The sequence below is a fragment of the Streptomyces gelaticus genome (assembly GCF_014649535.1).
In the GTDB taxonomy this organism is placed as follows: domain Bacteria; phylum Actinomycetota; class Actinomycetes; order Streptomycetales; family Streptomycetaceae; genus Streptomyces; species Streptomyces gelaticus.
The window spans coordinates 8,833-34,951 of record NZ_BMTF01000040.1; the positions used below are offsets into that span (position 1 = coordinate 8,833).

Below are 26,119 nucleotides of genomic sequence, written 5' to 3' on the forward strand. Positions count from 1 at the left end.
GAGATCGGGCCCGGCACGCACATCGCGTGCCGGGCCCGATTCGTTGCGCGTTGCAGCACCGTACGCGTCCCCCCAATGGCCGATGCAAAGTCGCCGACCCGTTCCGCTCCGCTGAGCCTGGGGGTGGGGCGCGGTACCGTCCGCAGCCGCGCGCGTACCGGGCAGGAGACCACGGCTGTGGAAGCGGTGTGGAAGCGGGAGAAGCGGCGCGGCAAGCACGCAGGGAGCGGAACCCGGCAGTTCGTACGCGCGCTGCCCGCCCTGATGATTCTCGGCGGGCTGCTGTTCGACGCACTCACCCCGCCGACCTTCACCGCCATTCCGTTGTTCGTGGCCGCACCGCTGATCGCCGCCCCGTTCTTCTCGCTGGCCAGCACCATCCGCACCGCCGTCGCCTCGATACTGGCCGTCATCGCGCTGCGGCTGTCCAGCGATACGTTGCCGGAAGCCGTGCCGTTGATCGAGTTGCTCACCCTGGCCACCGTCTCGGTCCTCGCGGTGGTGATCAACGGGGTCGTACGGCGCAGCAACGAGCAGCTGGCCTCCGCGCGGTTCGTCGCGGAGACGGCGATGCGCGCGGTGCTGCCGCAGCCGGACAGCCGGACCGGCGGACTGCAGATCGCGGCACGGTACGAGGCGGCGCAGGCGGACGAGTTCGTCGGCGGTGACCTTTTCGCCGTGTCGGACACGCCGTGGGGGGTGCGGATGGTGGTCGGGGACGTGCGGGGGAAGGGGCTCGACGCGGTGGAGACGGTGGCGGTGGTCATCGGGGCGTTCCGCGAGGCGGCCGAGCAGGAGCACTCGCTGGCCGGGGTGGCGGGGCGGCTGGAGCGGGCGCTGGCGCGGGAGGAGGCGCGGCGGGGCGGGCTCGACGTGCTCGAAGGCTTCATCACGGCCGTGCTGGCCGAGATCCCGCCCGGGTCGGCCCGGGTGCGCATCGTCAACCGCGGTCACCCCGAGCCGATCCTGCTGCACCCGGACGGGGCGCTGGAGGTGTTGAAGCCCTCCGTTCCGGCGCTGCCGCTCGGAATGTCCCTGGGGGTGTGGCCGGAGCGGACGGACGAGTGGGATCTGCCGGCCGGCACGACCCTGCTCCTCTACACGGACGGGCTCTCCGAGGCGCGGAACGCCGAGGGGGTCTTCTACGATCCTGCGGCCCGGCTGCGCGGACGGGTCTTCCCGGGGCCCGAGGAGCTGTTGTCCGCGCTGACCGATGACGTGCGGCTGCACACGGGCGGTGAGTCGACCGACGACATGGCGTTGCTCGCGGTCGTACGTCCCGCGGAGGGGCAGCCGGATCGGCGGAGGACCGTGCGGATCGTCGGCGCGGAGGCGACGTGAGGGGCGGAGTGCGTGAGGTGAGGGGCGGAGTGTGCGGTGCGGAGTGTGCGAGGTGCGGCGCGGAATGCGTGATGCGGAGTTCGTGATGCGGAATCGATGCCACCGTGCGTAATCGAGAGGCGCCGCTCCGCATAACATTTGACGCAATGTCAGAAACGGGGTAATGGCTGAGGGGCGGTCAACTCGTCCTATTCCGGCCGCCTGTGTCCCGTAAAGTCCAGGCCAAAGACGTGAACGATCAGTGGGAACGGCTTGGAATACGGCCCTGGTGTCTATTAACGTTCGATAACGCAGCGCGGTCGTCCCAGCCGTCGTCAGTGGCGGCACCGTGCGCGAGCGCCGAATTCCGCAAGGGAACCGGGGAACCACCTACATGGGGTGAATCGGACACCTGTGTCTTGTGAGAGACAGAGGGGCCCGTAGGAGACCTTCCTGCTCCGAACCCGTCAGCTAACCCGGTAGGCGAGAAGGAAGGAAAGGAGTGCGCCCCCGTGGCGTCCAACAAGCCTGCCCCCGAAGCCCCGTCCAGGTTCCATCCCGACTACGGCACCGGCTACGGCGCCGAGTTCACCGGCGAGTTCGGCGGCGACCTCCGCACCGACGGCAACAACGCTGAGCCGGAACGCGGTTGGGACGAGTGGAACCCCACCGAGGAGTCGGTCCGCCCGGTGCGCGGCAGGCACCGCGTCGCCAAGCAGCGCAACGGACTCGCCCGCAGCTCCACGGTGCTGGGCGTCGGCGTCATCGCGGCGGTCGGTGCGGGCGGCATGGCCACCGCGCAGGGCAAGCCCCCGGTCTCCATCTCCGTGCCCGACTCCATCGCGGACAACCTCCCCGACGCCAAGTCGCTTCCCGGCATGGGTTCCCTGTTCTCCGGCGAGTCCGAGGCGGACAAGGCCGAGGTCGCGGCCGCCGCCGCTCCGCTCACCACCGCCGGCATCACCACCGCCGAGGTCGAGCAGGGCACGACGGACGCCGGCGAGGCGCTCCGCGCCCGCATCCTCCAGCAGGCCGAGCAGCAGCAGGACGCCGCCGCCGCCGAGGCCAAGGCGGCGCAGGAGAAGGAAGCCGCGGAGAAGGCCGCCGCCGAGGCCAAGAAGCAGCAGGACGAGGCCGAGGCCAAGGCCGCCGCCGAGAAGAAGAAGGCGGAGGAGGAGGCCAGGAAGAAGGCGGAGGCCGAGCGGCTTGCCAAGCTCGCCGCCAGCTACGCCCTCCCGACCTTCTCGTACACGATCACCTCGACCTACGGCCAGGCCGGTTCGATGTGGTCCTCCGGCCACCACACCGGCCTCGACTTCGCCGCCCCGACCGGCACCCCGATCAAGGCCGTCCACGGCGGCACGATCAAGTCGGCCGGCCTGGCCGGCTCGTACGGCTACCGCACCGTGCTGGAGCTGGAGGACGGCACGGAGATCTGGTACTGCCACCAGTCCTCGATCGGCGTCAGTGTCGGCCAGAAGGTCAGCACCGGCGAGACCATCGGCCGGGTCGGCGCGACCGGCAACGTGACCGGCCCGCACCTCCACCTGGAGGTCCACACCGCCGACGGCACGGGCATCGACCCGATGGCCTGGCTCCGCGGCAAGGGTCTCAACCCCTGAGGTCACACCGCCCCGATGAACCCCGGCAGCCTTGACGCTCACCCCCCGACGTCAGGGCTGCCGGTCTGCTGCAAGCACACGCTCGGAGCGCGAGCAGCCGTGACAGCTGACCCCTGGAACGCCGGACCCTCCGGAACACCGGACCCGGAAGGGCGCACGCTCCGGAATAGCATCCTCCGGAATAGCGCCCCCACCGGATTTCGTTGATCCACTCATGACTTCCCTTCGCAAGCTGGGCTCCTCCGGCCTTCAGGTCTTCCCGCTCGCACTCGGCGGCAACGTCTTCGGCTGGACCGCCGACGAGGCGCAGTCGTTCGCCGTGCTGGACGCCTATGTCGCGGCCGGAGGCAACTTCATCGACACCGCCGACGGCTACTCCGCCTGGGTGCCGGGCAACGAGGGCGGGGAGTCGGAGACGGTCATCGGCAAGTGGCTCGCCTCCCGCTCCGACCGCGCGGACATCGTCGTCGCCACCAAGGTCTCCACCCACCCCTCGTACAAGGGGCTCGCGCCCGCCAACATCAAGGCCGCGGCCGAGGCGTCGCTGCGCCGGCTCGGCACCGACCGCATCGACCTCTACTACACGCACTTCGACGACGAGTCCGTCCCGGTCGAGGACATCGTCACCGCCCTCGACCAGTTGGTGAAGGAGGGCAAGGTCCGTGAGATCGCCGCCTCCAACATCAGCCCCGAGCGGCTCCAGGCGTCCCTGGACTTCTCGGAGCGCGAGGGGCTGGCCCGCTACGTCGCCCTGCAGCCGCACTACAACCTGGTCTCCCGCGACACATACGAGGGCGAACTCCAGGACACGGCCGCCCGCGCCGGGCTCGCCGCCGTGCCGTACTTCGCCCTGGCCTCCGGCTTCCTCACCGGCAAGTACCGTCCGGGCGTCACGGTGGAGAGCGCGCGGGCCGAGAGCGTCAGCAAGTACCGGGACTCGGAGCGGGGACAGAAGGTCCTGGCCGCCCTGGACAAGGTCGCCCAGGAGCACGACGCGCAGATCGCGACCGTCGCGCTGGCCTGGCTCGCCTCCCGGCCGACCGTCGCCGCCCCGATCGCCTCGGCCCGCACGGTCGAGCAGCTGCCCGCGCTGGTGGCCGTCGCGGACCTCTCCCTGACCGAGCAGCAGCTGGCCGAGCTCACCGAGGCATCCGCCTGACGACAGGGTCTGGTGCCGCGTGAGGCGGCTGCTGCCGCGGCAGCAGGTACGGGTTGTAGTCGGGGCCGGGGCTGTAGCCGTGGTGGTAGCCGGCGTACTGCGGGTGCGGCGGCTGGGCCGTCCACGCGGGCGGTGGGTACGCGGGGCGCAGGCGGCCCGTTGCCTGGGCCGCGTAGGCCAGGGCGGGGGCGGCCACCGCTCTGCGTTGCCAGAGGTGGTGCAGCAGCTCCAGCTCGCGTTCGGCGAAGTCCGGGCCGGTCGCGCCCCGGCGGGCCCGCAGGCGCAGCGAGGCCAGTGAGGTCGCGAACGACTCGTACTCGGCGACGGCCTGCGCGGCCGCCTTCCCGTGGGCCTTCGCCGTGGCTCTCGCCTGGGCGGAGGGCCTGGGCGCGGGGCCGTAAGGGCTTTGCCGGATCCCCCCGGCCTCGGCGGCGTACCGCTGGCGGGCCGCGTCGCGGGCCAGGCCGCGGGCCCGCATCGAGGAGAGGGCGAGCGGCTCCGCCGGGGTCAGCCAGCCGGCCGCCGCATAGGCGGGCAGCTCGGCGGAGAGTGTACGCAGCTCCCGCACGCGCGACCAGATCGCCAGCCAGGTCACCAGGCCGAAGACCGGGACCATGAACACCCCGTACACGGCGTAGAAGCCGTACGGGCTGAAGACCGCCGAGCCGTTCCACAGCGAATGCATGCCCATGGCGAGGACGAGCCCGAGCAGCGGCAGCACGACGCGGCGGACGCGCCGGCGCCGTGAACCGGCCGCGGCGAGCCCGAAGCCCATGCCGGTCAGCACGGTGAAGAGCGGGTGCGCGAACGGAGACATCACCGCCCGTACGAAGAACGTCGCGGCCGTCACCGACACGACGCCCGAGGTGCCGATCTGCTGGTCCTCGCCGAAGGCGTTGCCCAGGTAGAGGATGTTCTCGGTGAAGGCGAAGCCGCTCGCGGTGATGCCGGCGATCACGACGCCGTCGACGATCCCGGTGAACTCCCGTCTTCGGAACAGGAAGATCAGCAGGACCGCAGCGGCCTTGGCGCTCTCCTCGACGACCGGCGCTATGACCGTGGCGCCGAGGGTGTTGGCGTTCGACGGGTCGGCGGTGGCCGTGGCTATCCAGCGGGTCGCGAACGAATTCGCGAGGATCGCGACCAGGGCTGCGGCGAACGCACCCCAGGCGAAGGCGAACAGCAGATTCCGCCAGGGGGCCGGATCGACCCGGTCCAGCCAGCGGAAGGCCGCCATCAGGAGCGGCACGGGCAGTACGGCGAGACCGAGGCCGACGAGAAAACCCTGAGTGCCCGTCTGGTCACGGACCAGGGCCAGGATCGCCAGACCGCACAGCGCGAGCACCGTGAACACGGCCGCGAGGCGGAACGTCCGGCTGCGCCACACCATGCCGACGCGGCGCGGTCGGTAGCGCCAGTGCCTGCGCTCCGGCACGGCAGCCAGGATCTCGCCGACCCGCTGCTCCTCGAGAAGCGGGACGGCCGGCTGCGAATGCCGCTGTTGGACAGACCCGTCGGACATCACGCAATGACCCTAACCAGCAGCACTGACACCTGACCATGGGGCGCCCGCGCCCACCCGCCGGCCATGGGGACCGGGCCGTTACCGGGATCCGGGGGCCGGGGCCGCGTGCGGGTCTCAGCTGCGGGCGAAGAGCAGGTCGTGCACGACATGGCCCTTGTCCAGGCCCTGCCCCTCGAACCGGGTCCGCGGCCGGAACGCGGGACGGGGCGCGTAGCCGCCGTCCGCCACGGTGTTCTCGAAGAGGGGGTGCGCGGTCAACACCTCCAGCATCTGCTCGGCGTACGGCTCCCAGTCGGTCGCGCAGTGGATCACTGCCCCCGGCTTCAGCCGCTGAGCCACCAGATCGAGGAACTCCGGCTGGATCAGCCGCCGCTTGTGATGGCGCTTCTTGGGCCACGGGTCGGGGAAGTACACCCGCAGCCCGTCCAGCGAGTCCGGCTTGAGCATCTCGCGCAGCAGGATGATCGCGTCGCCGTTGGCCACCCGGATGTTGGACAGGCCGTTGCGGTCCGCGAGGCCGAGCAGATTGCCCTGGCCCGGGGTGTGCACGTCGACGGCGAGGATGCCCGTGCCGGGGTCGGCGGCGGCCATCTGCGCGGTGGCCTCGCCCATCCCGAAACCGATCTCCAGCACGACCGGGAGCCCGTCGAACAGCTCGGGCAGGTCGAGGACGCGCTGTCCGTCGATGTCCAGGCCCCACTTCGGCCAGAGCCGCAGCAGGGCGTCCTCCTGGCCGGGCGTGACACGGCTGCGGCGCGGCTGGAAGCTGCGGATCCGGCGCTCGTGGTGCGAACCGGCCGGGTCGATGGCGGGCCCGCCCGGGAAGCGCGGCTCCTGGCGCAGCCTGCGCTGCCGCTCGAAGGAGGCGGCGCGCAGATCGTCCGGAATCCCGGCGGCGGACGGAATCCCGGCGGCGGACGAGGAGTCGTTCTCGGTGGACTTCCCGGCGGGACTCTCGGAGGGGTTCATGGGCTCAGACACAATGCCCCGATTCTACGGCGGGCGGCCTCCACCCCGTTTCCCGCGCCCGGAGCAGCGCCCTGCGTGCCACCTCCCGCCCGATGGGCAGCGAGGCCGTGGCGGCGGGCGACGGCGCGTTCAGTACGTGGACGGTGTGCGGGGCCTCGCGGATCAGGAAGTCGTCCACCAGGGTGCCGTCCCGCAGCACGGCCTGGGCCCGCACCCCGGCCGGGGCCGGTCTCAGATCGGCCTCAGCGACCTCGGGCAGCAGCCGCCGCACGGCCTGGGTGAACGCGTGCTTCGACAGCGAGCGGCGTACCTCGCCCGCCCCGTACCGCCAGTGTCTGCGCGCGATCTGCCAGGAGCCGGGCCAGGCCAGGGTGTCCGCGAGCTCGCGCGGGCGTACGACCGGCCAGCCGTACCCCTCGCGGGCCAGTGCGGGCACCGCGTTCGGTCCGACGTGGACGCCGCCGTCGTGGCCCCGGGTCAGATGGACCCCGAGGAACGGGAACGCCGGATCGGGCACCGGATAGACCAGGCCGCGCACCAGCTCCGGCCGCGCCAGCTCGTAGTACTCCCCGCGGAACGGCACGATCCGCATCCCCGGATCGTCGCCCGCGAGCCGCGCCACCCGGTCGCAGTGCAGCCCCGCGCAGTTGACCAGCACCCGGGCCCGCACCACCACGCCGTCCGCCGTACGCACCGCCACGCCCCAGGGGCGCCGGTCGATCGCGGTGACCTCCGCCCCGTAGCGGATCACTCCGCCGGCGCCGCTCACCTCGGTGGCGAAGCGGGCCGCGACCGCCGCGAAGTCGCAGACCCCGGTCGAACCGACCCGGATCGCGGCGAGGCCGCTCACCCGGGGTTCGTACTCGGTGATCTGGGCGGGGCCCAGCTCGCGCACCGGCAGCCCGTGCTGCCGGCCGCGCTGGACCAGGGCGTGCAGCCGGGGCAGCTCGGACCGCTCGGTCGCCACGATCAGCTTGCCGGTCACCGCGTGCGCGATGCCGTGCTCGGCGCAGAAGTCGACCATCTCGGCGGCGCCGCGCACCGCGTAGCGGGCCTTGAGCGAGCCGGGGCGGTAGTAGATACCGCTGTGGATCACCCCGCTGTTGCGTCCGGTCTGGTGCCGGGCCGGACCGGGCTCCTTCTCCAGGACCGTCACCCGGGTGCCGGGAGCGGTGCGCGTGATCGCGTACGCCGTCGACAGGCCGACGATCCCGCCGCCGACCACCAGCACGTCGCAGTCGTACGCCGCGTGCGTCATCATCACGCCACCTCCCACCCCGATAGTGCACTGACCCACTGACAACGCACTCAAACCAGCGCGGCCCAGCGTGGCGCCCAATCTTTACGGCCCGGCTCCCGGCACGTCGGGTTCCCGCTACGCGGGAGCCACCAGGAGCGGCCTGGCCCGCTCACGCAGCTCGGCGACGCGCGGCTCGTGCCCGTACGGTTCGAGCCGGTGCAGCAGATCCCGCACGTACTCCGTGGTCCGTGCCGAGGAGATGCGGCCCGCCACCTCCACCGCCCGGGTGCCCGCGGCGCAGGCGGCGTCCAGATTGCCGGACTCCAGCTCGGCCACCGCCGACACCACGAGCCGCAGTCCGTGCGAGCGGACGAACTCCTCGGTGGGCCTGGACAGTGCCTGCTCGGTGAAGCGCCGCACCTGCCTGGGCGCCTTCAGATCGAGGTGGCACTCCGCCGCGTCGGCCGCGAACCTGTCGTACGAGTAGAAGCCCAGCCAGGACGGGTCTCCGTCGCCGTCCCTGGAGCGCTCCAGCCAGCCCTCGGCGGCCTTCAGCGCGGAGCCCGCGGCGGCCGCGTCGTTCGCCTTGGCGTGGGCACGGGCCTCCACCAGGCGGAAGAAGCTCATGGTGCGGGCCGTGGCGAGACCCCGGTTGCGTTCGACGGCGGCCTGCGCGAGGTCGACCCCCTCGTCGGCGAAGCCGCGGTAGGTCGCCTGCAGCGACATCGACGCGAGGACATAGCCGCCGAGAGGCACGTCGGCCGCGGCCCGTGCCAGTCTCAGCGCCTGGATGTAGTAGCGCTGCGCGGCCTCCTGCTGACCGGTGTCGAAGGCCATCCACCCGGCGAGCCTGGTCAGCTCGGCGGCCGCGCCGAAGAGCGCCCGGCCGACCTCGTCGCTGTACGAGCCGAGCAGCAGTGGCGCGGCGTCGACCCGTAAACACTCCGGGACCATGGAGGAACGCCAGTCCCCGCCGCCGTACTTGGAGTCCCAGCGCCGGGCGTCCTGGGCCGCCTCCCGCAGTTTGGAGACATCGCTGTGGCCCACCCGCAGCGGGGAGATGTCGCTGGGGGCGGTGACGGGGACGGGCGGGGCCGCGGATTCGGGGTGCGGCTGGACGGGGATGGAGGGCGCCTGCCGCGTGCCCAGTGCTCCCAGGGTGCCCAGCGCCGACCGGGCCGCCTGTGCGTTCAGCGCGTCCCGGACGCCGGGCCCCGACCGCACCCCGGCTGCCGGCGGTGCGGCGGGCGCCGGCTCCGCGGCCTTCGCCGCCCTGCCCGACGGGCCCTGCGCCTCTGCACCGCCCTGTGCGCCCCGTGCGCCCTGGGTGTCGGGGGCGGTGGTACCGACCGCTGTCGCGTCCCGTGCCACCGTCGCGTCGGCGGGGGATATCAGCCAGCGGGACGCGGGGGTCGCGTACGCGCTCACCGAGAACGAGCCCGCGAGCGACTGCCAGATCCCGCCGCCGCCCGCCCGCCGCCCGACCAGATCCAGCCGGTACAGCTCGGTCGCCGAACGGACCGCCTCGCCCACGTCGCGCGGGAAGGCCAGCCCGACCTCCGGCGCCGGATCGGCGTCCGCGAGCCCGATCTCGTGCAGCGGGACCGGCCGGCCGAGCTTGGCGCCGATCGCCGCGGCGATGAGATGGGGTGCGGCGCCCTGCGGCACCATCCCCTTGGAGACCCACCGGGCCACCGAGGTCTTGTCGTACCGAAGTGTCAGACCGCGCTGCGCCCCGAGGTCATTGACCCGCCGGGCGAGCCCGGCGTTGCTGATTCCCGCGAGGGCGAGAACGGTTCCGAGCTTCTCGTTCGGTCCGCGTTGCTCCCTGGACATGCGCCACCCCTCGACACACAGACGGCCGCCGCGTCACCGTTGCGGCGCGCGGCATTCGTACCGTGTCCTCCCCAGCGACGGGCCCCGGCACTCCGGCCGCACACGCATATGGCCGAGCCCCGAGGAATATGCCTCCTGCAGAGAACCTCAGTAAACCCAGCGTAGTTCGCCGCATCCCTACCGTTAAGGGGCAGACGTCCGTATGGCGGGATTGTTGTCCGTGCGGACGCGGAAGGCGGTTCGGACGCGGACCGGAGGTGGATCGGAGGCGGATCGGAGGCGGTCCGCGCGCGCTCCGGTCACCGGGTGGACCGGTCCCGCGAAGCGGCTCGACGGCGCACGGGAACGGTATGCGGAAGCCCTGTTCGTGCGGGGTGCCGGCGCCGCGCGCGGAGCCCCGTACGTGCTCCTGGTGTGTGGCCGTGCGCCCGGCCGTGCGCTCTCGTCGGGCCGTTCCGGAAGCGTTTCCATGGGTGCTGCGTGGGTCGGCCCACTGCACAGGACTCAGTGGGCTGGGGGACACTGCCGCCTCATTCCCCGCAGGCGGCGGACCGGTCCGGGAGGTGAACGACGCCTCCCGGACTGTGCGTCGGCGGTCCAGGTGGAGACCGGTCCCGGCTGCCCGGGGGTTCCCGGAGGTGTGCGGGAAGATCCGTGGAATGAAGTGGGGCGAAAGCGGACTTCTGTTGTGGCGAGTTGGCCGGTGCGGGGTTTCAACCTGCCCTGAGAATGGCCGAATGTCGTCGGTCGTCCGAGGTTGGGCCGTCCGTTTCGCGGACATCGTGTCGACCGTCCGGCAGTCGACCGCCGACGGCCCGCGGGCGGCTCGTGGATGATTCACAGGTGGCTGGATTTCGGCTGGTTGATCCCGTCCGTGCGGGGAAGTCAACGCGCCCGGCGGGTATGGCAGTTGACTGCTGGGGCGTCCGGTGCGGGCTCTGCTCGGGCCCGTTCCGCCTCAGGAGCTGCCCGGTGTGCACCGCTCGTGCCCGGTCCGGCCCGCTGCCGACCCTCCGTTCCGTCCGGCCTTTGCCAGGGGCGCATGCCCTTCCGACGTGCGCCCTGCGTAGCCCCTCCTGTGCGCCGTTGTCGTGGCAGCATGTTCGCAACGGTGCCGCGCGTTACCGGAGTTCTCCCGAAACTGCCCTGCTGCGCCGTTTTGTCCACAGCCTGTGGAGGCGGCGATGCGTTGGTTGGTGGGATGGAGCAGTATCGCCGCGAGCTTCGGCACGGCCGGTGCGGTCGGTCCCCGTGACGAGGGGCGCACGATGCACCCCGTGGGCTCCCAACTCCTGTGGGGCGACCCGGATCCGCTCTGGGCGGTGGGCGACTGGCGCCCCGACGAGGTCCGGATCACCACCGTCGAGACCACCGAGGGCGCGCCCACCGCCCGGATGGCCGTCCTCGGCTGCTGCAGCGCCTCCGACGAGCAGCTGCGCTCCGGCCTCCTCGCTGCCCGCGGCGGCGCCCTGCGCCACCTCACCTCCTGGCCCGGCAGCTACACCACCGTCGTCCAGATCGGCCGCCGGATCACCGTCATTGGGGACCTCGCCGGAGCCCGCCCCGTCTTCTACACCCCCTGGGCGGGCGGCACGGCGTACGCCACCGCCGCGCTCCCGCTCGCCGACCTCATCGAGGCCCAGCTGGACATCGGCCACCTGGCCGCCCTGCTCGCCTGCCCCGAGACCCCGGAGGCCCTGCGCGACGGCACCCCGTACGCCGGCGTGAAGCGCATCCCGCCGGGCCACGCGCTCATCCTCCGCGAGGGCTCGCGCGAGATCACCGGTTACGAGGCGGTGGCCTCCCTCGCCGTCGCCGCACCCCAGCTCGACCCGGTCAGCGCCGTCGACGGGGTACGCGACGCGCTCGTCGAAGCGGTACGCGCCAGACTCCTGGCCCCGCGCCACGCGCCCGAGACCCTGCCGCCCGACCCGGGCCCGGTCCCCGGCATGGGCCCCGCCGACCGGCGCGCCGCCCGCGGCGCACCGGTCCCCGGCATCGGCGCCGACCTGTCCGGAGGCAGCGCCTCCGCCACCCTCGCCCTGCTCGCCGCCGGACTTCCGGGCCTGCCCGGCACCCTCCTCGGCCACCGCACGGAAGCGGGGGAGCGGCTGCTCGCCGTCACCCTCAACGACCTCACCGTGCACGGACACGAGGACGAACTCGAACGCGCCCGCGTCATCGCCGCCAACCCGCGCCTGCACCATGTGGTCGTCGCGGCGGGGGAGGAGGCACTGCCCTACGCCGACCTGGGCGGCGGCCCGCTCACCGACGAACCCGCTCCCTCGCTCGTCGTCGCCGAGCGCCACCGCCGGCGCCTCGCGTCGGGCAGCGCCGACCACTTCGTCGGCGGCGGCGCCCGGCAGGTCCTGGACGCCCACCCGGCGCGCCTCGCCGATCTGCTGATGGACCGTCGCCGACGCCATCTGCTGCGCCCGGTCGCCGCGCTCGCCAAGGCGGAGGGCCCCAGCGCGCACTCCCTGTTCGTGCCGCTGACCGTCTACCGCGCGGCCCGCCGCCTGTCCCGTACGTCGTACCGCACCGGCCTGGAAGCGGCGGCCGACCGGCTGCCGGACGCCAACCGGAACGCCCCCGACCTCGACACCCCCGCCGACGCCTCACTGGCCGCCCTCGCCTGGTCACGCCCCGGTCCCGCCGCCCGCTGGCTCACCGGGGAGGCGCTCGCCGAGGTGTCGGTCCGGCTCCAGGAGGCGGCCGTCCGCCCCGTCTCCGTCCAGCGCCCCGGCGAGGCCCGCGCCAGGGCGGCCCTGGCCCGGTACGCCGCCGACCACCGGATCCTGGAGCAGGCCGCCGAGAACCGCAGCCAGCGGCTGCACGCCCCGTACCTCGACAACCAGGTCGTACGCGCCGCCCGCGCGCTGCCCGAATCGCTCCGGGTGCAGCCGGGCGCCCGAGCCGCGATCCTGCGCCGGGTGCTCGCCGGCGCGGGGGTCCACGAGCTGCCGCCCGGCTGGGGCACGCCCTCCCTCGCCACGTCGAACGCGACCGCCCGCACCGGTCTGCGCGCCGCCCTCCCGGAGCTGATCGCCCTCTTCGACGCCCCGCTGCTCGCCGACGCGGGCCTGGTCGAGGCCCGCGTCGTACGCAAGGCCCTGCGCGCGGCCTCCGAGGGCGAACCGCTCCCGCTGGACGGCCTCGCGCACCTGGCGTCCACGGAGCTCTGGCTCCGCCGCCTCGTGTCGCGGCGCGGCACCTGCTGGACGGGCACGGCGGCGCCCCGCCAGCGCGCGGTCGCGGGCGGTGTCGTACCAGCAAGGCGGACACTGCAACGGTAGGAGCCGGAGGCGATACAGCCGCTGCCCCGCGGCCGGGGCACGGGACGCTCGCCGCGTCGCGGGACACAATGGCCCGGTGCGGTATCTGATCCTGGGCGTCACCGAGGCGCGAGACGAGAACGGCAGTGCCCTGCCGGTGGGCGGTACGCGGCTGCGCGCTCTCCTCGCCGCCCTCGCGCTGCGCGCCGGCCGCCCCGTCCCCGTCGCCGATCTGGTCGACGACGTATGGGCCGCGGACCCGCCGCACGACGCTCCCGCCGCGCTCCAGGCCCTGGTGGGCCGGCTGCGCCGGTTGCTGGGCAGGGACGCGGTGGCGAGTACCCAGGGGGGCTACCACCTGGCGGCCGGGCCCGACGAGGTCGACCTGTACGTGTTCGAGCGGCTCTCCCGCCAGGGGGCCGAGGAGCTCGACGCGGGTGACCCCGTGGCCGCCGCGCGCACGCTCCGTACCGCGCTCGCCCTGTGGCGCGGCCCCGCGCTGGCCGATCTGCCGGACCGGGACCACGGCCACGGCCTGCGCCCCGAGGGCCACCGGCTGGCCGCGTTGGAACGCCGTATCGAGGCCGACCTGCAGTGCGCGGCGACGGGCCCGGACAGCGGTGGCGCGGGGCCGGGGACCCTGGTGCCCGAGCTCATGGAGCTGACGGTCGCCCACCCCTACGACGAACGCTTCCGCGCCCAGTTGATCCGTGCCCTGCGCGCCGAGGGCCGCCAGGCCGATGCGCTGGCCGCCTACGAGGACGCCCGCCGGGCCCTCGCCGACGGTCTCGGGGCCGATCCCGGCCCGGAACTGACCGCGCTGCACCGGGAGCTGCTCGCCCCGTCACCGGTGTCGTCCGCGTCGGCGGCGCGGCCGGTGGCGATGCGCCCGCAGCGTCCGCTCGACGTGTCCGGCCCCGCCGTCGTGCACGGCAATCTGCGGCCCCGGCTGACCTCGTTCGTCGGGCGCGAGCCGGAACTGCGGTCCATACGCGCCGATCTGGCCCGGTCCCGCCTGGTCACCCTCACCGGCCCCGGTGGCTCCGGCAAGACCCGGCTCGCCGAGGAGGCCGCCGCGCCCGGGGGCCGGCCGGCTCCCACGGCCGAAACGCCCGAAGTGTCCGGCACGGACGCCTGGATAGCCGAACTCGCCCCCGTGGACGATCCCGCCGACGTACCCGGAGCCGTACTCTCCGCTCTCGGGCTGCGCGAGACCGCCCTCCTGCGCGACAACAACCGCGACGGGCAGCAGCCGCGCACGGACCCGACCGAGCTCCTCGTCGAGCACCTGGAGCACTGCTCCCGCATCCGCCCCTTCCTGCTCATCCTGGACAACTGCGAGCACGTCATCGAGGCGGCCGCCACCCTCGCCGAGACCCTGCTCGTCCACTGCCCGCAGCTGCGGATCCTCGCCACCAGCCGCGAACCCCTCGGCGTGCCCGGCGAATCCGTACGCCCGGTCGGCCCGCTCCCGGCCGACCCCGCCCACCGGCTGTTCGCCGAGCGGGCACGCGCCGTACGCCCCGGATTCGACCTCGGGCAGGAGACCGGGCGCGATGCGGAGGCCGTGGCCGAGATCTGCCGGCGGCTGGACGGGCAGCCACTCGCCATCGAACTCGCCGCCGCCCGGCTGCGGATGCTCAGTCCGCGCCAGATCGCGGACCGGCTCGACGACCGCTTTCACCTGCTGACCGGTGGAAGCCGGACCGTACTGCCGCGCCAGCAGACGCTGCGTGCCGTCGTCGACTGGTCCTGGGACCTCCTCGACGAGGACGAACGCACGGCGCTGCGGCAGGTTTCCGTCTTCGCGGGCGGCTGGGACCTGCGGGCCGCGGAAGCCGTCGTCACCGCGGGAACGAGCCCCGGGCCGGACCCCGCCCGGCTCTCCACCGCCGACCTGATCGGCGCCCTCGTCGACAAGTCCCTCGTCGTGGCAAGCCCGAGCGCCACCGGCGAGATGCGCTACCGCCTCCTGGAGACCATCCACGAGTACGCCACCGAACGCGCCGCCGAGGTCCCGGAGATACGTGCCGCCGCGGCGAACGCGCACACCGCGTACTTCCTCGCGCTCGTCGAGCGGGCAGAGCCCCTGATCCGCTCCGGCGACCAGCTGCCCTGGATCGAACGCCTGGAGACGGACCTCGACAACATCCGGGCCGCCCTGCACCGGACCGTCGTCGCCGCCCCGGCCGAAGCGGAAGCCGTACGGCTGGTTCTCGGCATGGGGTGGTTCTGGTGGCTGCGCAACTTCCGCTCCGAGGGCCTCACCTGGGCCGAACGTGCCGTGGCACTGGGACCGGAGCCGACCGGCTCCGGCGACCCCCGCTACTGGCCGCGCATGCATCTGGAGATGCTGCGGTACTTCCTCGCCGTGGAGGCCGGGCCCGCCGAGGCCGTCCACGGTGACGATCGCTTCCGGGCAGTGATGGACCGGGTGGCCGAGGCGTTCAGGACCTCGGGCCCGCAGTCCGCCCGCTTCCCGGGGATGCTCTGGCCGATGGCCCTGTTCGCGAGCCGGACGACCACCGAAACCCACGCGCTGATCGACTCGGTGGTCGACAACACCCGGACCCACGGCGGCGCCTGGGAGTACTGCCTCGCCCTGATGTTCCGTACCCACATGGTCGTCGACATGCCGGGCGGCATGCCCGGCGTCGACGCCGATCTCGCGGAACTGCGCGAGCTGAGCCGCCGCGTCGGCGACCGCTGGATCCGCGCGCAGGTGGCGAGCGCGGCCGCGGAGGCGGGCGTGATGCGGGGACGGTTCACGCAGGCCCGGACGGCGTACGAGGAGGCACTGTTGCTCTCCCGTGAGGTCGGCGCGCATGCCGAGGCGCCGTTCCTCCTCGCCCGCCTCGCGGAACTCGCCTACCGGACCGGGGACATGGCGGACTTCGAGCGGACCCTGACCGCGGCGGACAGCGAGGCGGAGCGGTACCAGGTGCACGACGCCCGCGCCTACGTCCATTTCCTGCGCGCCACCGCGGCCCTGGAGCGGGGTGAGATCGTCCGGGCACGGCAACTGGTCACCGAGGCGGCGCATGCGATCGGGCAGGGCAGCCCGCCGTCGCACTTCAGCGCGGTGGTCGAGGGGCTGGCCGCGCGGATCGCGGTGCACGAGCCGGGACCCGATCGTGGTCCGGCGGCGGGCGTGCGAGGTCTGACGGCGGCGCTGCGCGGGGCGCGGGACGCCCAGTGCGCCGAGCTGGTCACCGGGCACCTGGCGGACTGCGTGGCGACCGTGCTGCCGATGGTGGGCCGGCCCGGGGCCGCGGTACGGGTCCTGGCGGCGGCGGACGGCTGGCGCCTGTTCGGGCCCAGGACCGAGGCGCAGCAGGCCGAGGTGGACGAGGCCGAGCGGCAGGCGCGCGAGGAGCTGGGACCTCAGCTGTACGAGGCCGAGCGCGCCGCGGGCCGCGCACTGACCGTCGACGACGTCATCGAGCTCCTGACCCGCATCACCGAGGAGCTTCCGGAAGCGCCGGGGTGCACGGATGCCCTGGAGCGCCCGGACGCCCCGCGCCCCGCGGAGCTGCCGGGCTTCACCTCCGGCCTAGCCCCGGACCGGCTCACCGGCAACTGATCCTCGAATCCGCCCAGGAGGCGAGGGCCATGACGCCACCGGGCCGGGCGCGCTCGACCACCAGCCGGATCCGCTCCTGACCGGCGATACCGACGCCCACCGGCACGGCCGGGTCGTGGCCGTTCATCACCGGGGACCGCCACAGCCGTGTCCCGTCGCCGTTGAAGACGGAGAAGCGCACCGAGCCGAGCCCCATCGTCATGTCGTCGATCCCGACCATCGCCTCGTACCGCGTGCACTCCTTGTTCAGCTGGATGGTGACCGAGGAATTGCTGTTGACGGTCACCCCGTGCGCGTACGTCGTGCCGCCGACCGACACATGGGAACGCTGCCAGACCCAGCTGCTCTCGCCGAGCACGACCTCCGGTTCGGAGTGGTCGCCCAGGAACGAGTAGCCGAGTTGGCTGACCTGGTAGACGGTCGGCGCGGGAGGGGGCGGCGTCGGAGTCGGGGGGGTCTCGGGCGTGGCGGGCGCGGGCGGCGCCGGGGGAGCGGGCTTCGGCGCGGGGGGCGTCGGCCTGGGAGCGGGCTTCGAGGGCGGCGTCGGGGTGGGCGCCGGCTCGGGTGTGGACTTGGGCTGCGGGGTGGGTGCGGGGGGCGCGGGCGGCTTCGGCGGAGCGGGCTTCGGCGCGGGCGGCTTCGGTGCGGACGGCTTCGGCGAGGGCGGCGTCGGGGCCGGGGGCGCCACGACAGCCGGCTTCGCCACCTGCCCGGCCTCGGGCTTCGGCTGGTCGTCGCCGACCAGCGCCCAGGCCAGCCCGGCCGCCGCGGTCACGACGACCGCTGCCACGACGGCGGCCTTCGCCGGGGCGCCGAGCCCCTCCGAGGCCGCGGCGCCACCGGCCGCACCTCCGGTGGAGCTGCCTCCGGACGCCGCCGCTGCGACACCGGCACCCGTGGCTCCCGCCGCGCCGCCGGCGACGATTCCGGCGGCCTTGAGCGCGTACCCGGCGGCGAACCAGCCGATGACCGCGACCGGCAGCAGCGCGGGAATCCCGGCGTTGACATGGGCCAGTTCGCCTGCGGCGAGCCGGCACTTCGAGCATTCCTCCAGGTGTCCGCGCAGGCCGCGCTCGGCCCGCATGCGGAGCCCGCCACGGGCGTACGCGCCGAGCCGGTCGGCATAGCGCGCGCAGTCGCCGCCCGTCGTGAGCGCCTGGCTCACATGCGCCTGCAGGTAGGCCTGCTTGAGGCCCTCACGGGCCCGGCTGGCCAGCACCGCCGTGGCATTGGCGGTCAGCCCGAAGAGCGGGGCGATCTCGCTGGGCGACTCCTCCTCGACGGTGGTGTGCCACAGCACGGCCTGCCAGCGCTCCGGCAGGCTGCGGAAGGCCTGCATCGCCATCGACTGCTCGGCCTCGTGCATCGCCATCACATCGGCGCCGAGATCGAGCGTGTCCGCGTCCGACACCTGGGAGGACTGGGCCGCCTGCGCGGCGAACACCGCGAAGTCGTCGACCAGATGCTCCCGCTTCGCGGTCTTGGTCCAGGCGGCGCCGACATGGCGGACGGCCGTCATGAGATAGGCCCGTACGGCCTGCTCGGGCCCCTTGCCGCGGCGTACCGCCTGCAGCGTGCGGGCGAAGACCTCGGCCGTCAGGTCGTCGGCGGTGTGGGCGTCCCGGCAGCAGCTGCGCGCGTAGCGCCGCACCGCGTCGGAGTGGCGCCGGAAGAGCTCCTCGTACGCGAGATCGTCGCCGTCGCGCATCTGCCGGATCAGATCGGCGTCGGAGAGCGCGGTGCCCGGGGCATCGGTGGCGCCGGTGCTGCCGCCCTCCCGCTGCATCGGTACCGCGGCGTCGGCCCCGGGATCGACCGGAGCCGACCAGGGACCCGGCAGTACGGTGCCGCCCTCGGCGTCACCGCTCGACCGCCCCGGCCCGGCCTGATTCGGCACCTGCCGGGCGGAAGGACCACCGGCCTCCGTGACACCGCCCACGGCGGAGACGTCGTCGAAGGACTCTTCCTGCTGCCCGTCACCGCTCATCGCGGAAGCCCCCGTATGCGCTGTCGGACCCGAACTTCGGGCAAGCGTGCCACATGGCGCAATCACGTCGGACCCTCAGCCCCCGCAACCACTCATCCGGGGCGTTTTTCCGAATGTGAGTACTAAAGGCCCTCCATTCGGGGAAAGCTCGACAAATGCTTTCGCGCGGCCGAGTCGCAGCCGCAGTGCGCGATTCGGGGGCGGCAGGCGTGCGGCCATAGGGTGATACGGGTTCGGCAGCGGGAGCGGCGGTCGTGGACGACGGTCGCGGAGGTTGGTCGGGCCATGACGGGCCGTCGATCGCGACCCCATCGAAACGGGCCACATCGGCCCACGACCACGCCGGCGGGCTCAGCCGTTCTTCAATGCACTTGCGCGTCGGCACGCGCGGGCGGGCGCGGCAGCACACACTGCCGCGCCCGCCCGCGCATTCCGTCGATCTCGCCGATCCCGCGGACTCCGCTCAGGCGACCGGCCGGGAGCGCAGTCCCTCCAGCAGGATGTCCAGGAGCCGGCTCGAAGCGGCCGCCTGCTGGGCCGCGTCCGGCAGCGAAGGCGCCGCCGTCGCTATCACCAGCAGTACATCCGCGACCGTCACGTCGCGGCGCAGTTCACCGGCTGCCCGTGCCCGGTCCACCAGACGGCCGACCACCTCCAGCAGCTCCCCGGCTCCCGTGTCGTCGTCCTCGGCACCGGCCTCCGCGGCGGGCCGCTCGTCGTCCGGCCGGAGGTCGGCCTGACCCGCCCCCTGGCGCTGCTGAGGCACCCGGACCTCATCCCGGCCACTGCCCGGAACCGATACCGAGCCCGGTACGACGGCCGTCGAGCCATCGGCATTGCCGTCGCCGCTGCTGTCACCGATGCCATCGGAATCGACGTCGACGCCGACCCGCAGCACCTGAGGCGGCAGCAGCCGCCCCGCGCCCGAGGCAACGGACGTCCGCAGGAAGCGCGACAGCGCCGACCACGGCTCGTCCTCCTGACCGAGGGCGGTCCGGGCCTGGTCGGTCAGCCGGGAGGTCTCCTCCTCGGCTATCCGCCGGACCAGCACGTCCTTGCTCGGGAACCGCCGGTACACCGTGCCGACTCCGACTCGGGCGCGACGCGCCACGTCCTCCATCGGAGCCCCGTACCCGAGCTCACCGAACACCTCGCGCGCGGCCCGCAGGACATGCTCCAGATTGCGCTGCGCGTCCACGCGGAGCGGAGCAGTACGGCCATTCGCCCCGGCCGCTCCGGCGCTTCCGGCCGCGCCACCCGCCCCGTTCACCCCGGCCGTGACGACCGGGTTCGTCGACGAGGCCGCCCCGACCGTTCCGACCGCTCCGACCGTTCCGACCGCTCCGTTTCGTCCCGTTCCGTCGGACGGATGGGGCGAAACCGCAGTAGCGGACGGCCAATGAGAATCCTGAATGTGCATAACTTTCCCCCGGTTATGACGTCTCCCCCCGGAGACTTCCCGCCGTTTGAGTCAGGGAGCGGATGACGGTCCCCACCCGGCACCCCGACGACATACGAACATAGTTGAGCCCGGCTCAATTCAGAAGGGGGTAGTTCCGCATGGAGCGCCCCCCGGTCCGGGCAAGGACCGGTCGGTCACCGATTCGACCCCCGCCCCATGCCCCCACCCCGACCCCTGACCTGCGCGGCTTGCACACCACCACGGAGTCGCGCGGCAGCCGCCCGCCCAAAACCTCCGGTCACACAATTTGCCGAGCCTGTGGACAAACCCTTGAGCACGTTGCGTCATGGGGTGGTGATGGCTTCAGATTCCGGGGGAACACCCCCAGGACCCCCGCCGGGCGTGCGCATTCTCGTCATCGGTGGTGGCTACGTCGGGATGTACACAGCGCTGCGTCTCCAGCGGAAGCTGAAGCAGAGGCTCAGAAGCTGTGAGGCCGAGATCGTGGTCGTCACCCCCGAGCCATATATGACGTATCAGCCGTTCCTGCCCGAAGCGGCCGCCGGTTCGATCTCGCCGCGCCATGTCGTCGTCCCGCTGCGCCGCGTCCTCGCGCACTGCAGGATCGTGATCGGTGAGGCGCAGCACATCGATCACGCCAAGCGCACGGCGACCGTCACCACGCTCGCCACGGGGGAGGACGGCACCGGCGCGGTCGAGATCGGGTACGACGAACTCGTCCTGGCCCCCGGCTCCGTCTCGCGCACCCTCCCGGTCCCCGGTCTCGCCGACCACGGCATCGGCTTCAAGACCGTCGAGGAGGCCATCGGCCTGCGCAACCACGTCATCGAGCAGATGGACATCGCCTCCGCCACCCGCGACCCCGCCATCCGTGACGCCGCGCTCACCTTCGTCGTCGTCGGCGGCGGATACGCGGGCGTCGAGGCCCTCGCCGAGCTGGAGGACATGGCCCGCTACACCTCGCGGTATTACCACAACATCAAGGCCGAGGACCTGAAATGGATCCTCGTCGAGGCGTCCGGCCGCATCCTTCCCGAGGTCGGCGAGGAGATGGGCACCTACGCCGTCCGCGAGCTGCGCGGCCGCAACATCGACGTACGCCTCGACACCCGGCTGGAGTCCTGCGAGGACCGGATCGCCGTCCTGAGCGACGGTTCCAGGCTCCCGACCCGCACGCTCGTGTGGACCGCCGGCGTCAAACCCGCCCCGGTCCTCGCCGCGACCGATCTGCCGCTCGACGAACGCGGCAGACTCAGGTGCACGGCGGAGCTCGCCGTCGAGGGCGCCGAGCACGCCTGGGCCGCCGGGGACGCCGCGGCCGTACCCGACCTGACCGCGGCTCAAGCGGGTGAGAAGACCGCGCCCAACGCCCAGCACGCGGTCCGCCAGGCCAAGGTCCTCGCCGAGAACATCCTCGCGTCCATCGCCGGGGAGCCCCTCAAGGAGTACCGGCACAGCTACGCGGGCTCCGTCGCCTCACTCGGCCTCCACAAGGGCGTCGCCCATGTCTACGGCCGTAAGCTCAAGGGATATCCAGCCTGGCTGATGCACCGCACGTACCACCTCAGCCGCGTCCCGACGTTCAACCGGAAGGCCCGCGTCCTTGCCGAATGGACCCTCGCCGGGCTCTTCAAGCGCGAGATCGTCTCCCTCGGTTCGCTGGAACACCCGCGCGCCGAGTTCGAGCTCGCCGCAGGCGGCAGACGCCCCGGACCGAACGGCCCGCCGGACCCGGACACCCCGCCGGGCCCCGGCAACTCGCCGGGGCCGGACGTTCCCTCCGGGCCCGACGGCCCGCCGTCGCACGGCGGCTGACGGACCGTCGAACCGCCCTTGCACCCGCCCGGGGGCGGGCCGTACCGACGACAGTCAGTTCGGTCCGCCACACTGGACGTGTGACCATAGGTGGGCCCACATCTGCACAGAGTGACCCGGCCGGCAGTGACCGACAGTGAGCAGCCCGCGAGAGCGGACCAGACCGACACACGAGGCCAGAAATTCCGTGAACTTCACGCGCTGGAGCGCCCGCCTACCCGGAACGCAGCGCCGCGCCGCCGCACGGGACGACCGCAGTTCCGTGCCCCCGGCCCGCGCCGAGTACGCACAGTCCGAGACCGGGCCCCGCCCGCCGGACGGCGACACGCACGGCGGGACGGGTCACGGTCCCCGCGACGACTCGCGCGGCGAGGCCCCCCGGCCCGGCGGCCCCACTCCGGAGGATCTCTCCGCCCGGGACATCCTCGGCCAGCTGCCCGGCCTGGTGGCTCTGGTGTACGGCCCCGACCACCGGATCGCGTACGTCAACGACGCCTACGCCGCGGCCTTCGGGCCCCGCCCGGCCGGTGCCACGGCCGCCGAAGCCATGCCGGAGCTCCATGAGCTCAGCCTGCTGCCCCTCATGGACCAGGTCCTGCGCAGCGGCACTCCCCGCACGGTCAAGTCCCGCAAGGTCCGCAGCGGCAACTCGTACACCGTCACCTGCACTCCCGTACACCGGGACAGGGACGGCGAGGGAGAAGACGAAGGCGACAGGGACAGCCTCAGGAAGCAGAGCAGGAACAACAAGGGCAGAGGGAGGGACCGAGGGGGCGAGAGCGGCGTGCTCGTGTACGCCGCCGATGTCACCGACCACGCCGAAGCGGCCGAACGGCTCCGGGCCAGCGAGCGCCGCCACCGCGAAACGGCCGTCACCCTCCAGCGTTCCCTGCTCCCGCAGGAACTGGAGCAGCCGGACGACCTCCGGATCGCCGCCACCTACCAGCCCGGCGGCACCGATGCCGCGGTCGGCGGCGACTGGTACGACGTCATCACCCTCGGCGCGGGCCGCACCGCTCTGGTCATCGGGGACGTGATGGGACGCGGGGTGCGGGCCGCCGCCGTCATGGGCCAGCTCCGTACGGCCGTACGGGCCTACGCCCGCCTCGACCTCCCGCCGCACGAGGTGCTCCAGCTCCTGGACGGTCTCGCCGCCGAGATCGACGCCAGCCAGATCGCCACCTGCGCCTACGCGGTCCACGACCCCAACGAGGGCCGGCTCGTCTACGCCTCCGCCGGCCACCTCCCGATCCTGGTGTGCCAGGAGGACGGCACGGTCCTCCGCGCCGAGGACCCGACGGGACCGCCGCTCGGCACCGGTGGCTGGATCCACACCTCGGGCACGATCCCGCTGCCGCCCGGCTCCACCGCGGTCCTCTACACGGACGGCCTGGTGGAGCGGCGCAGCGAGGACATCGACGAGGGCGTCGCCGCGCTGGAACGCGCCCTGTCCGGCGCCAAGGGTTCACCACAGGTGGTCTGCGACCGGCTGATCCGCTCCCTCGGCGTCACCGCGGAACACGACGACGACGTGGCCGTGCTGGTGGTCCAGCACCCGGCCCGCACAGGGGCGGACGCGGAGCTGTTCCACAACGCCTCGCTCGATCTCCTCGGCGGTATCGAGGCGGCCCCGCGCGCCCGCGCCTTCGCGACCGGCGTCCTGACGTCGTGGCGGTTCCCGGTCGACCTCTGCGACCTGGGCGTCCTGGCCGCCGGTGAACTCGTCGCGAACTCCCTCAAACACGGCACCCCGCCGATGCGCCTGGGCCTGCGCCGCACCGACCGGCGGCTGATCATCGAGGTGACCGACGGCGACGACCACCTGCCGCGCCGCCGCCGGGCCGAACCGGCGGACGAAGCGGGCCGCGGGATCTCCATCGTCGCGACGATCGCCTCGTCCTGGGGCAGCCGCCGCACACCGGGCGGCGGCAAGGCGGTCTGGTGCGAATTCGCCCTGCCGCAGTGAGGGCCCCGTCGGGGACGGGGCCCGGCTGCTCAGCGAGCAGCGGCAGCCGTGGAGGTGGAAGCGGAGGCGGAGCCCGCCTCGGCATCCGGCAGTGACACGGCCACCACCCTGGACGGCACCGTCTCCAGCGAGGGCTGGTCCTGCACGGGGGTGAGCCGTCGGCCGAGCCGCAGCGCCAGCGCCGTGATGCCCAGCGAGAACAGCACGAACGTCACGATGTACGGGCCGTGCAGCGTCGCCCCCATCGGCCCGCCCACGGCCGGACCGACCGCCAGCGCGAGCTGCTTGCACAGGGCGAACGCGGAGTTGTACTGCCCGACCATCGACTCCGGCGCCAGATCGGCCACCAGCGGGGCCACGGTCGGCGACAGCATCGACTCGCCGAGCCCGAACAGTGCGTACGTGGAGATCATCGCGGCCGTCGCCATGGTCTGGCTGCCGTGCCCGAGCCCCGCATATCCGGCCACGATCCAGGCGAAGGCCCAGATCAGACCGACCGCGGCGATGACCCGGCTGCGTCGGCGGCGCTCGACGAGCCGCAGCACGACGAACTGCGCCACGACGATGACGGCGGTGTTGGCGGCCAGCGCGATCCCGAGCGTCGAGGGCTGGATCCCGGCGGCCTCGGTGCCGTACGCCGCGAGCCCGGACTCGAACTGTCCGTAGCAGGCGAAGAACAGCACGAAGCCCAGCACGCACAGCTGCACCATGGCCCGGTGCGAGAGCAGCGCCCGCAGCCCGCCCGGCGCCTTGGACCCGTCGGACGGCCTGGCGTCGGAGAAGGACGGCGTACGGGGGAGCCGCACCGTGGAGGCGATGACACCGAGCACGACGAACATCGCGGCCTCGATGAGGAACAGCAGGGTGAAGGTCTCCGGCCGGTTCGTGTCGACGATCTGCCCGCCGACGAGCCCGCCGACGCCGAGCCCGAGGTTCTGCAGGAAGAACTGCATGGCGAAGGCGCGTGTACGGGTGGCGGTGCTGGAGCACCGGACGAGCATGGTGGCGAGTGCCGGCTGCATGACCGCCGTACCGGCGCCGAGGACCGCGGCCGACAGCACGGAGGCGGTCACGCCCGACGACAGGCCGAGCGCGACGGCGCCCAGGGAAGCGACGGCCGAGGCGACGACGAGCACGGGCAGCGGCCCTCGCCGGTCGATGGCGCGCCCGGTGAACGGCAGAACGGCCAGCGCCGCCATGGCGAAGACCGCCAGTACGACTCCCGCGGTGCCAGCACCCAGATCACGTACCTGTGCCACATAGACGTACAGATACGGAACGGTGAACCCCAGCCCGAACGCGCTCAGTGCGCTGCCCAGCTGGATCCGCCGCAGTGCTGCACCCATCTCCCTGGTCACACTCACCTACCTCAAGGTCTCGAAACGACATGCCGAGCCATCCGAACGACTCGAACCCGAAGACTTTAGCACTAAAGTTAGAACCTCAACAATACAGCTCGAAGGACTTCGACGGCTTTGGAGGGCGTGCCATACTGCCCGCCATGCCTGACACCACCGAGCAGCCCGGACCGCAGGAGCCGAGCCTCGACGAGCAGATCGCCGCCTATCAGCGCGAGTTCCGCGACCTGGACCCCCAGGTCGAACAGGTCGTCTCGGCCCTGGGCCGACTGAACCGCCGGATGAACGTGGCGTACGGACGCCAGCTCGCCGCCCTCGGCATCAGCAACGCCGAGTGGGAGGTCCTCAAGACCCTGGTCCTGGCCGGCGCCCCGTACCGCCTGGGCCCGGGAGAGCTGGCGAAGCGCCTGGGCCTCACCCCCGCGGCGATGACCCACCGCATCGACCGCATGGCGGGCGAGGGTCTGGTCACCCGCGACCGGGACGAGAACAACCGGGTGCGCGTGATCGTGGAAGTGACCGACGAGGGCCGTACGAAGTGGCTGGAGGCCATGCGGATGGCCACCGACTTCGAGGAGGACCTGCTCCAGGACCTCACGACCGATGAACGCGGGAACCTCGGCGACATGTTGATCCGCCTGCTGCGTCGGGTGGAGCACGCCCAGCCGGACGCCGGCGGTCGCCTCACCGACCTGGACTGATCTCGCGTCCGACACGTGGGAAAAAGGCTTGACCTGGCCGGGTTGACACACCTCTCGTCGATCCGTAAGGTTCTTCGAGTTGTCACGGAGCCGGAACGGTTCTGCGACAGCCGATCCCGCCGCGAATGCGGCAACCAAAACTCAGCACGATCTCCCACTCGGGACAATTTTGGCATGCCGAAATTTATTTCGAGGACTCGATTATGAGTCGCCGGGAAAATCCGCTAGAGTTTTGGACGTCGGAACGGCCCAACAGCCGGGAAGACAAACCCCGCTGACTGGGAATCAGGCCCGAAAGGATCTGATAGAGTCGGAAACGCCGGAAAGGGAAACGCGAAAG

General features: G+C 72.7%; 15 protein-coding genes and 1 riboswitch. Of the genes, 8 read left to right on the forward strand and 7 right to left on the reverse strand.

The annotated features are described in order from the left end of the window. Positions 1–75: 75 nt before the first annotated feature. The 3 genes from IE107_RS32690 to IE107_RS32700 all read left to right on the forward strand — a co-directional run bounded on the left by IE107_RS32690 (position 76) and on the right by IE107_RS32700 (position 4,101). Entirely contained in the window at positions 76–1,341 is a 1,266-nt protein-coding gene (locus IE107_RS32690) for a PP2C family protein-serine/threonine phosphatase (protein WP_189547983.1), read from the forward strand. Positions 1,342–1,668: 327 nt separating this feature from the next. Then, positions 1,669–1,821: riboswitch (cyclic di-AMP (ydaO/yuaA leader) on the forward strand. 11 nt (positions 1,822–1,832) lie between these two features. Further along, positions 1,833–2,942 (forward strand): M23 family metallopeptidase, encoded by a 1,110-nt coding sequence (locus IE107_RS32695; protein WP_189547984.1) that lies wholly within the window; start codon positions 1,833–1,835, stop codon positions 2,940–2,942. 214 nt (positions 2,943–3,156) lie between these two features. Next, positions 3,157–4,101 (forward strand): aldo/keto reductase, encoded by a 945-nt coding sequence (locus tag IE107_RS32700; protein ID WP_189547985.1) that lies wholly within the window; start codon positions 3,157–3,159, stop codon positions 4,099–4,101. Here the strand turns inward: IE107_RS32700 and IE107_RS32705 are convergent. The 4 genes from IE107_RS32705 to IE107_RS32720 all read right to left on the reverse strand — a co-directional run bounded on the left by IE107_RS32705 (position 4,082) and on the right by IE107_RS32720 (position 9,671). Next, positions 4,082–5,623: a PrsW family intramembrane metalloprotease gene (locus IE107_RS32705; protein WP_189547986.1), complete on the reverse strand. Its 1,542-nt coding sequence runs from the start codon at positions 5,621–5,623 to the stop codon at positions 4,082–4,084. The two genes, IE107_RS32700 and IE107_RS32705, sit on opposite strands and share 20 nt — an antisense overlap. 117 nt (positions 5,624–5,740) lie before the next feature. Beyond that, positions 5,741–6,595 carry a tRNA (guanosine(46)-N7)-methyltransferase TrmB gene (gene trmB / locus IE107_RS32710; protein ID WP_189547997.1) on the reverse strand — a complete coding sequence of 285 codons (855 nt, stop codon included), beginning with the start codon at positions 6,593–6,595 and terminating at the stop codon, positions 5,741–5,743. Between the two features lie 4 nt (positions 6,596–6,599). Then, positions 6,600–7,856: an L-2-hydroxyglutarate dehydrogenase gene (gene lhgD / locus IE107_RS32715; protein WP_189547987.1), complete on the reverse strand. Its 1,257-nt coding sequence runs from the start codon at positions 7,854–7,856 to the stop codon at positions 6,600–6,602. Positions 7,857–7,970: 114 nt separating this feature from the next. Then, positions 7,971–9,671, reverse strand: coding sequence for an NsdA family TPR-like regulatory protein (locus IE107_RS32720; protein WP_189547988.1), 1,701 nt, complete (start codon positions 9,669–9,671; stop codon positions 7,971–7,973). Between the two features lie 1,184 nt (positions 9,672–10,855). On the opposite strand from IE107_RS32720, the gene IE107_RS32725 reads away from it, so the two are divergent. Continuing rightward, positions 10,856–12,967 carry an asparagine synthase-related protein gene (locus IE107_RS32725; RefSeq protein WP_189547989.1) on the forward strand — a complete coding sequence of 704 codons (2,112 nt, stop codon included), beginning with the start codon at positions 10,856–10,858 and terminating at the stop codon, positions 12,965–12,967. A 76-nt stretch (positions 12,968–13,043) separates the two neighbouring features. After that, on the forward strand, positions 13,044–16,529 hold the full coding sequence (locus IE107_RS32730) for an ATP-binding protein (RefSeq protein ID WP_189547990.1): 3,486 nt from the start codon (positions 13,044–13,046) through the stop codon (positions 16,527–16,529). Here the strand turns inward: IE107_RS32730 and IE107_RS32735 are convergent. Both IE107_RS32735 and IE107_RS32740 read right to left on the reverse strand, forming a co-directional pair. Continuing rightward, positions 16,516–18,516, reverse strand: a complete 2,001-nt coding sequence (locus IE107_RS32735; RefSeq protein WP_189547991.1) for a sigma-70 family RNA polymerase sigma factor — start codon at positions 18,514–18,516, stop codon at positions 16,516–16,518. The genes IE107_RS32730 and IE107_RS32735 overlap by 14 nt on opposite strands. 463 nt (positions 18,517–18,979) lie before the next feature. After that, positions 18,980–19,936, reverse strand: coding sequence for a TetR/AcrR family transcriptional regulator (locus IE107_RS32740; RefSeq protein WP_189547992.1), 957 nt, complete (start codon positions 19,934–19,936; stop codon positions 18,980–18,982). 339 nt (positions 19,937–20,275) lie between these two features. Here IE107_RS32740 and IE107_RS32745 point away from each other — a divergent pair, with 339 nt between their 5' ends. Then, positions 20,276–21,754 (forward strand): NAD(P)/FAD-dependent oxidoreductase, encoded by a 1,479-nt coding sequence (locus IE107_RS32745; RefSeq protein ID WP_189547993.1) that lies wholly within the window; start codon positions 20,276–20,278, stop codon positions 21,752–21,754. 187 nt (positions 21,755–21,941) lie between these two features. Continuing rightward, complete coding sequence (locus IE107_RS32750; protein WP_189547994.1) at positions 21,942–23,720, forward strand: ATP-binding SpoIIE family protein phosphatase; 1,779 nt, start codon at positions 21,942–21,944, stop codon at positions 23,718–23,720. Positions 23,721–23,749: 29 nt separating this feature from the next. Here IE107_RS32750 and IE107_RS32755 read toward each other — a convergent pair whose 3' ends face one another. Further along, positions 23,750–25,066 (reverse strand): MFS transporter, encoded by a 1,317-nt coding sequence (locus IE107_RS32755; RefSeq protein WP_189547998.1) that lies wholly within the window; start codon positions 25,064–25,066, stop codon positions 23,750–23,752. Between the two features lie 155 nt (positions 25,067–25,221). Between IE107_RS32755 and IE107_RS32760 the strand changes: the two genes are divergently transcribed. Further along, the gene (locus IE107_RS32760; protein WP_189547995.1) at positions 25,222–25,779 is read left to right on the forward strand and encodes a MarR family winged helix-turn-helix transcriptional regulator; all 558 of its coding nucleotides are present in this window, start codon (positions 25,222–25,224) and stop codon (positions 25,777–25,779) included. Positions 25,780–26,119 lie beyond the last annotated feature (340 nt).

Bases quoted from the DNA above. Each gene is read 5' to 3' on its own strand.
- IE107_RS32690 (WP_189547983.1), top strand. From the start codon at position 76: ATGGCCGATGCAAAGTCGCCGACCCGTTCCGCTCCGCTGAGCCTGGGG.
- IE107_RS32700 (WP_189547985.1), top strand. From the start codon at position 3,157: ATGACTTCCCTTCGCAAGCTGGGCTCCTCCGGCCTTCAGGTCTTCCCG.
- IE107_RS32705 (WP_189547986.1), bottom strand. From the start codon at position 5,623: ATGTCCGACGGGTCTGTCCAACAGCGGCATTCGCAGCCGGCCGTCCCG.
- trmB (WP_189547997.1), bottom strand. From the start codon at position 6,595: ATGAACCCCTCCGAGAGTCCCGCCGGGAAGTCCACCGAGAACGACTCC.
- lhgD (WP_189547987.1), bottom strand. From the start codon at position 7,856: ATGATGACGCACGCGGCGTACGACTGCGACGTGCTGGTGGTCGGCGGC.
- IE107_RS32720 (WP_189547988.1), bottom strand. From the start codon at position 9,671: ATGTCCAGGGAGCAACGCGGACCGAACGAGAAGCTCGGAACCGTTCTC.
- IE107_RS32725 (WP_189547989.1), top strand. From the start codon at position 10,856: ATGCGTTGGTTGGTGGGATGGAGCAGTATCGCCGCGAGCTTCGGCACG.
- IE107_RS32735 (WP_189547991.1), bottom strand. From the start codon at position 18,516: ATGAGCGGTGACGGGCAGCAGGAAGAGTCCTTCGACGACGTCTCCGCC.
- IE107_RS32740 (WP_189547992.1), bottom strand. From the start codon at position 19,936: ATGCACATTCAGGATTCTCATTGGCCGTCCGCTACTGCGGTTTCGCCC.
- IE107_RS32745 (WP_189547993.1), top strand. From the start codon at position 20,276: ATGGCTTCAGATTCCGGGGGAACACCCCCAGGACCCCCGCCGGGCGTG.
- IE107_RS32755 (WP_189547998.1), bottom strand. From the start codon at position 25,066: ATGGGTGCAGCACTGCGGCGGATCCAGCTGGGCAGCGCACTGAGCGCG.
- IE107_RS32760 (WP_189547995.1), top strand. From the start codon at position 25,222: ATGCCTGACACCACCGAGCAGCCCGGACCGCAGGAGCCGAGCCTCGAC.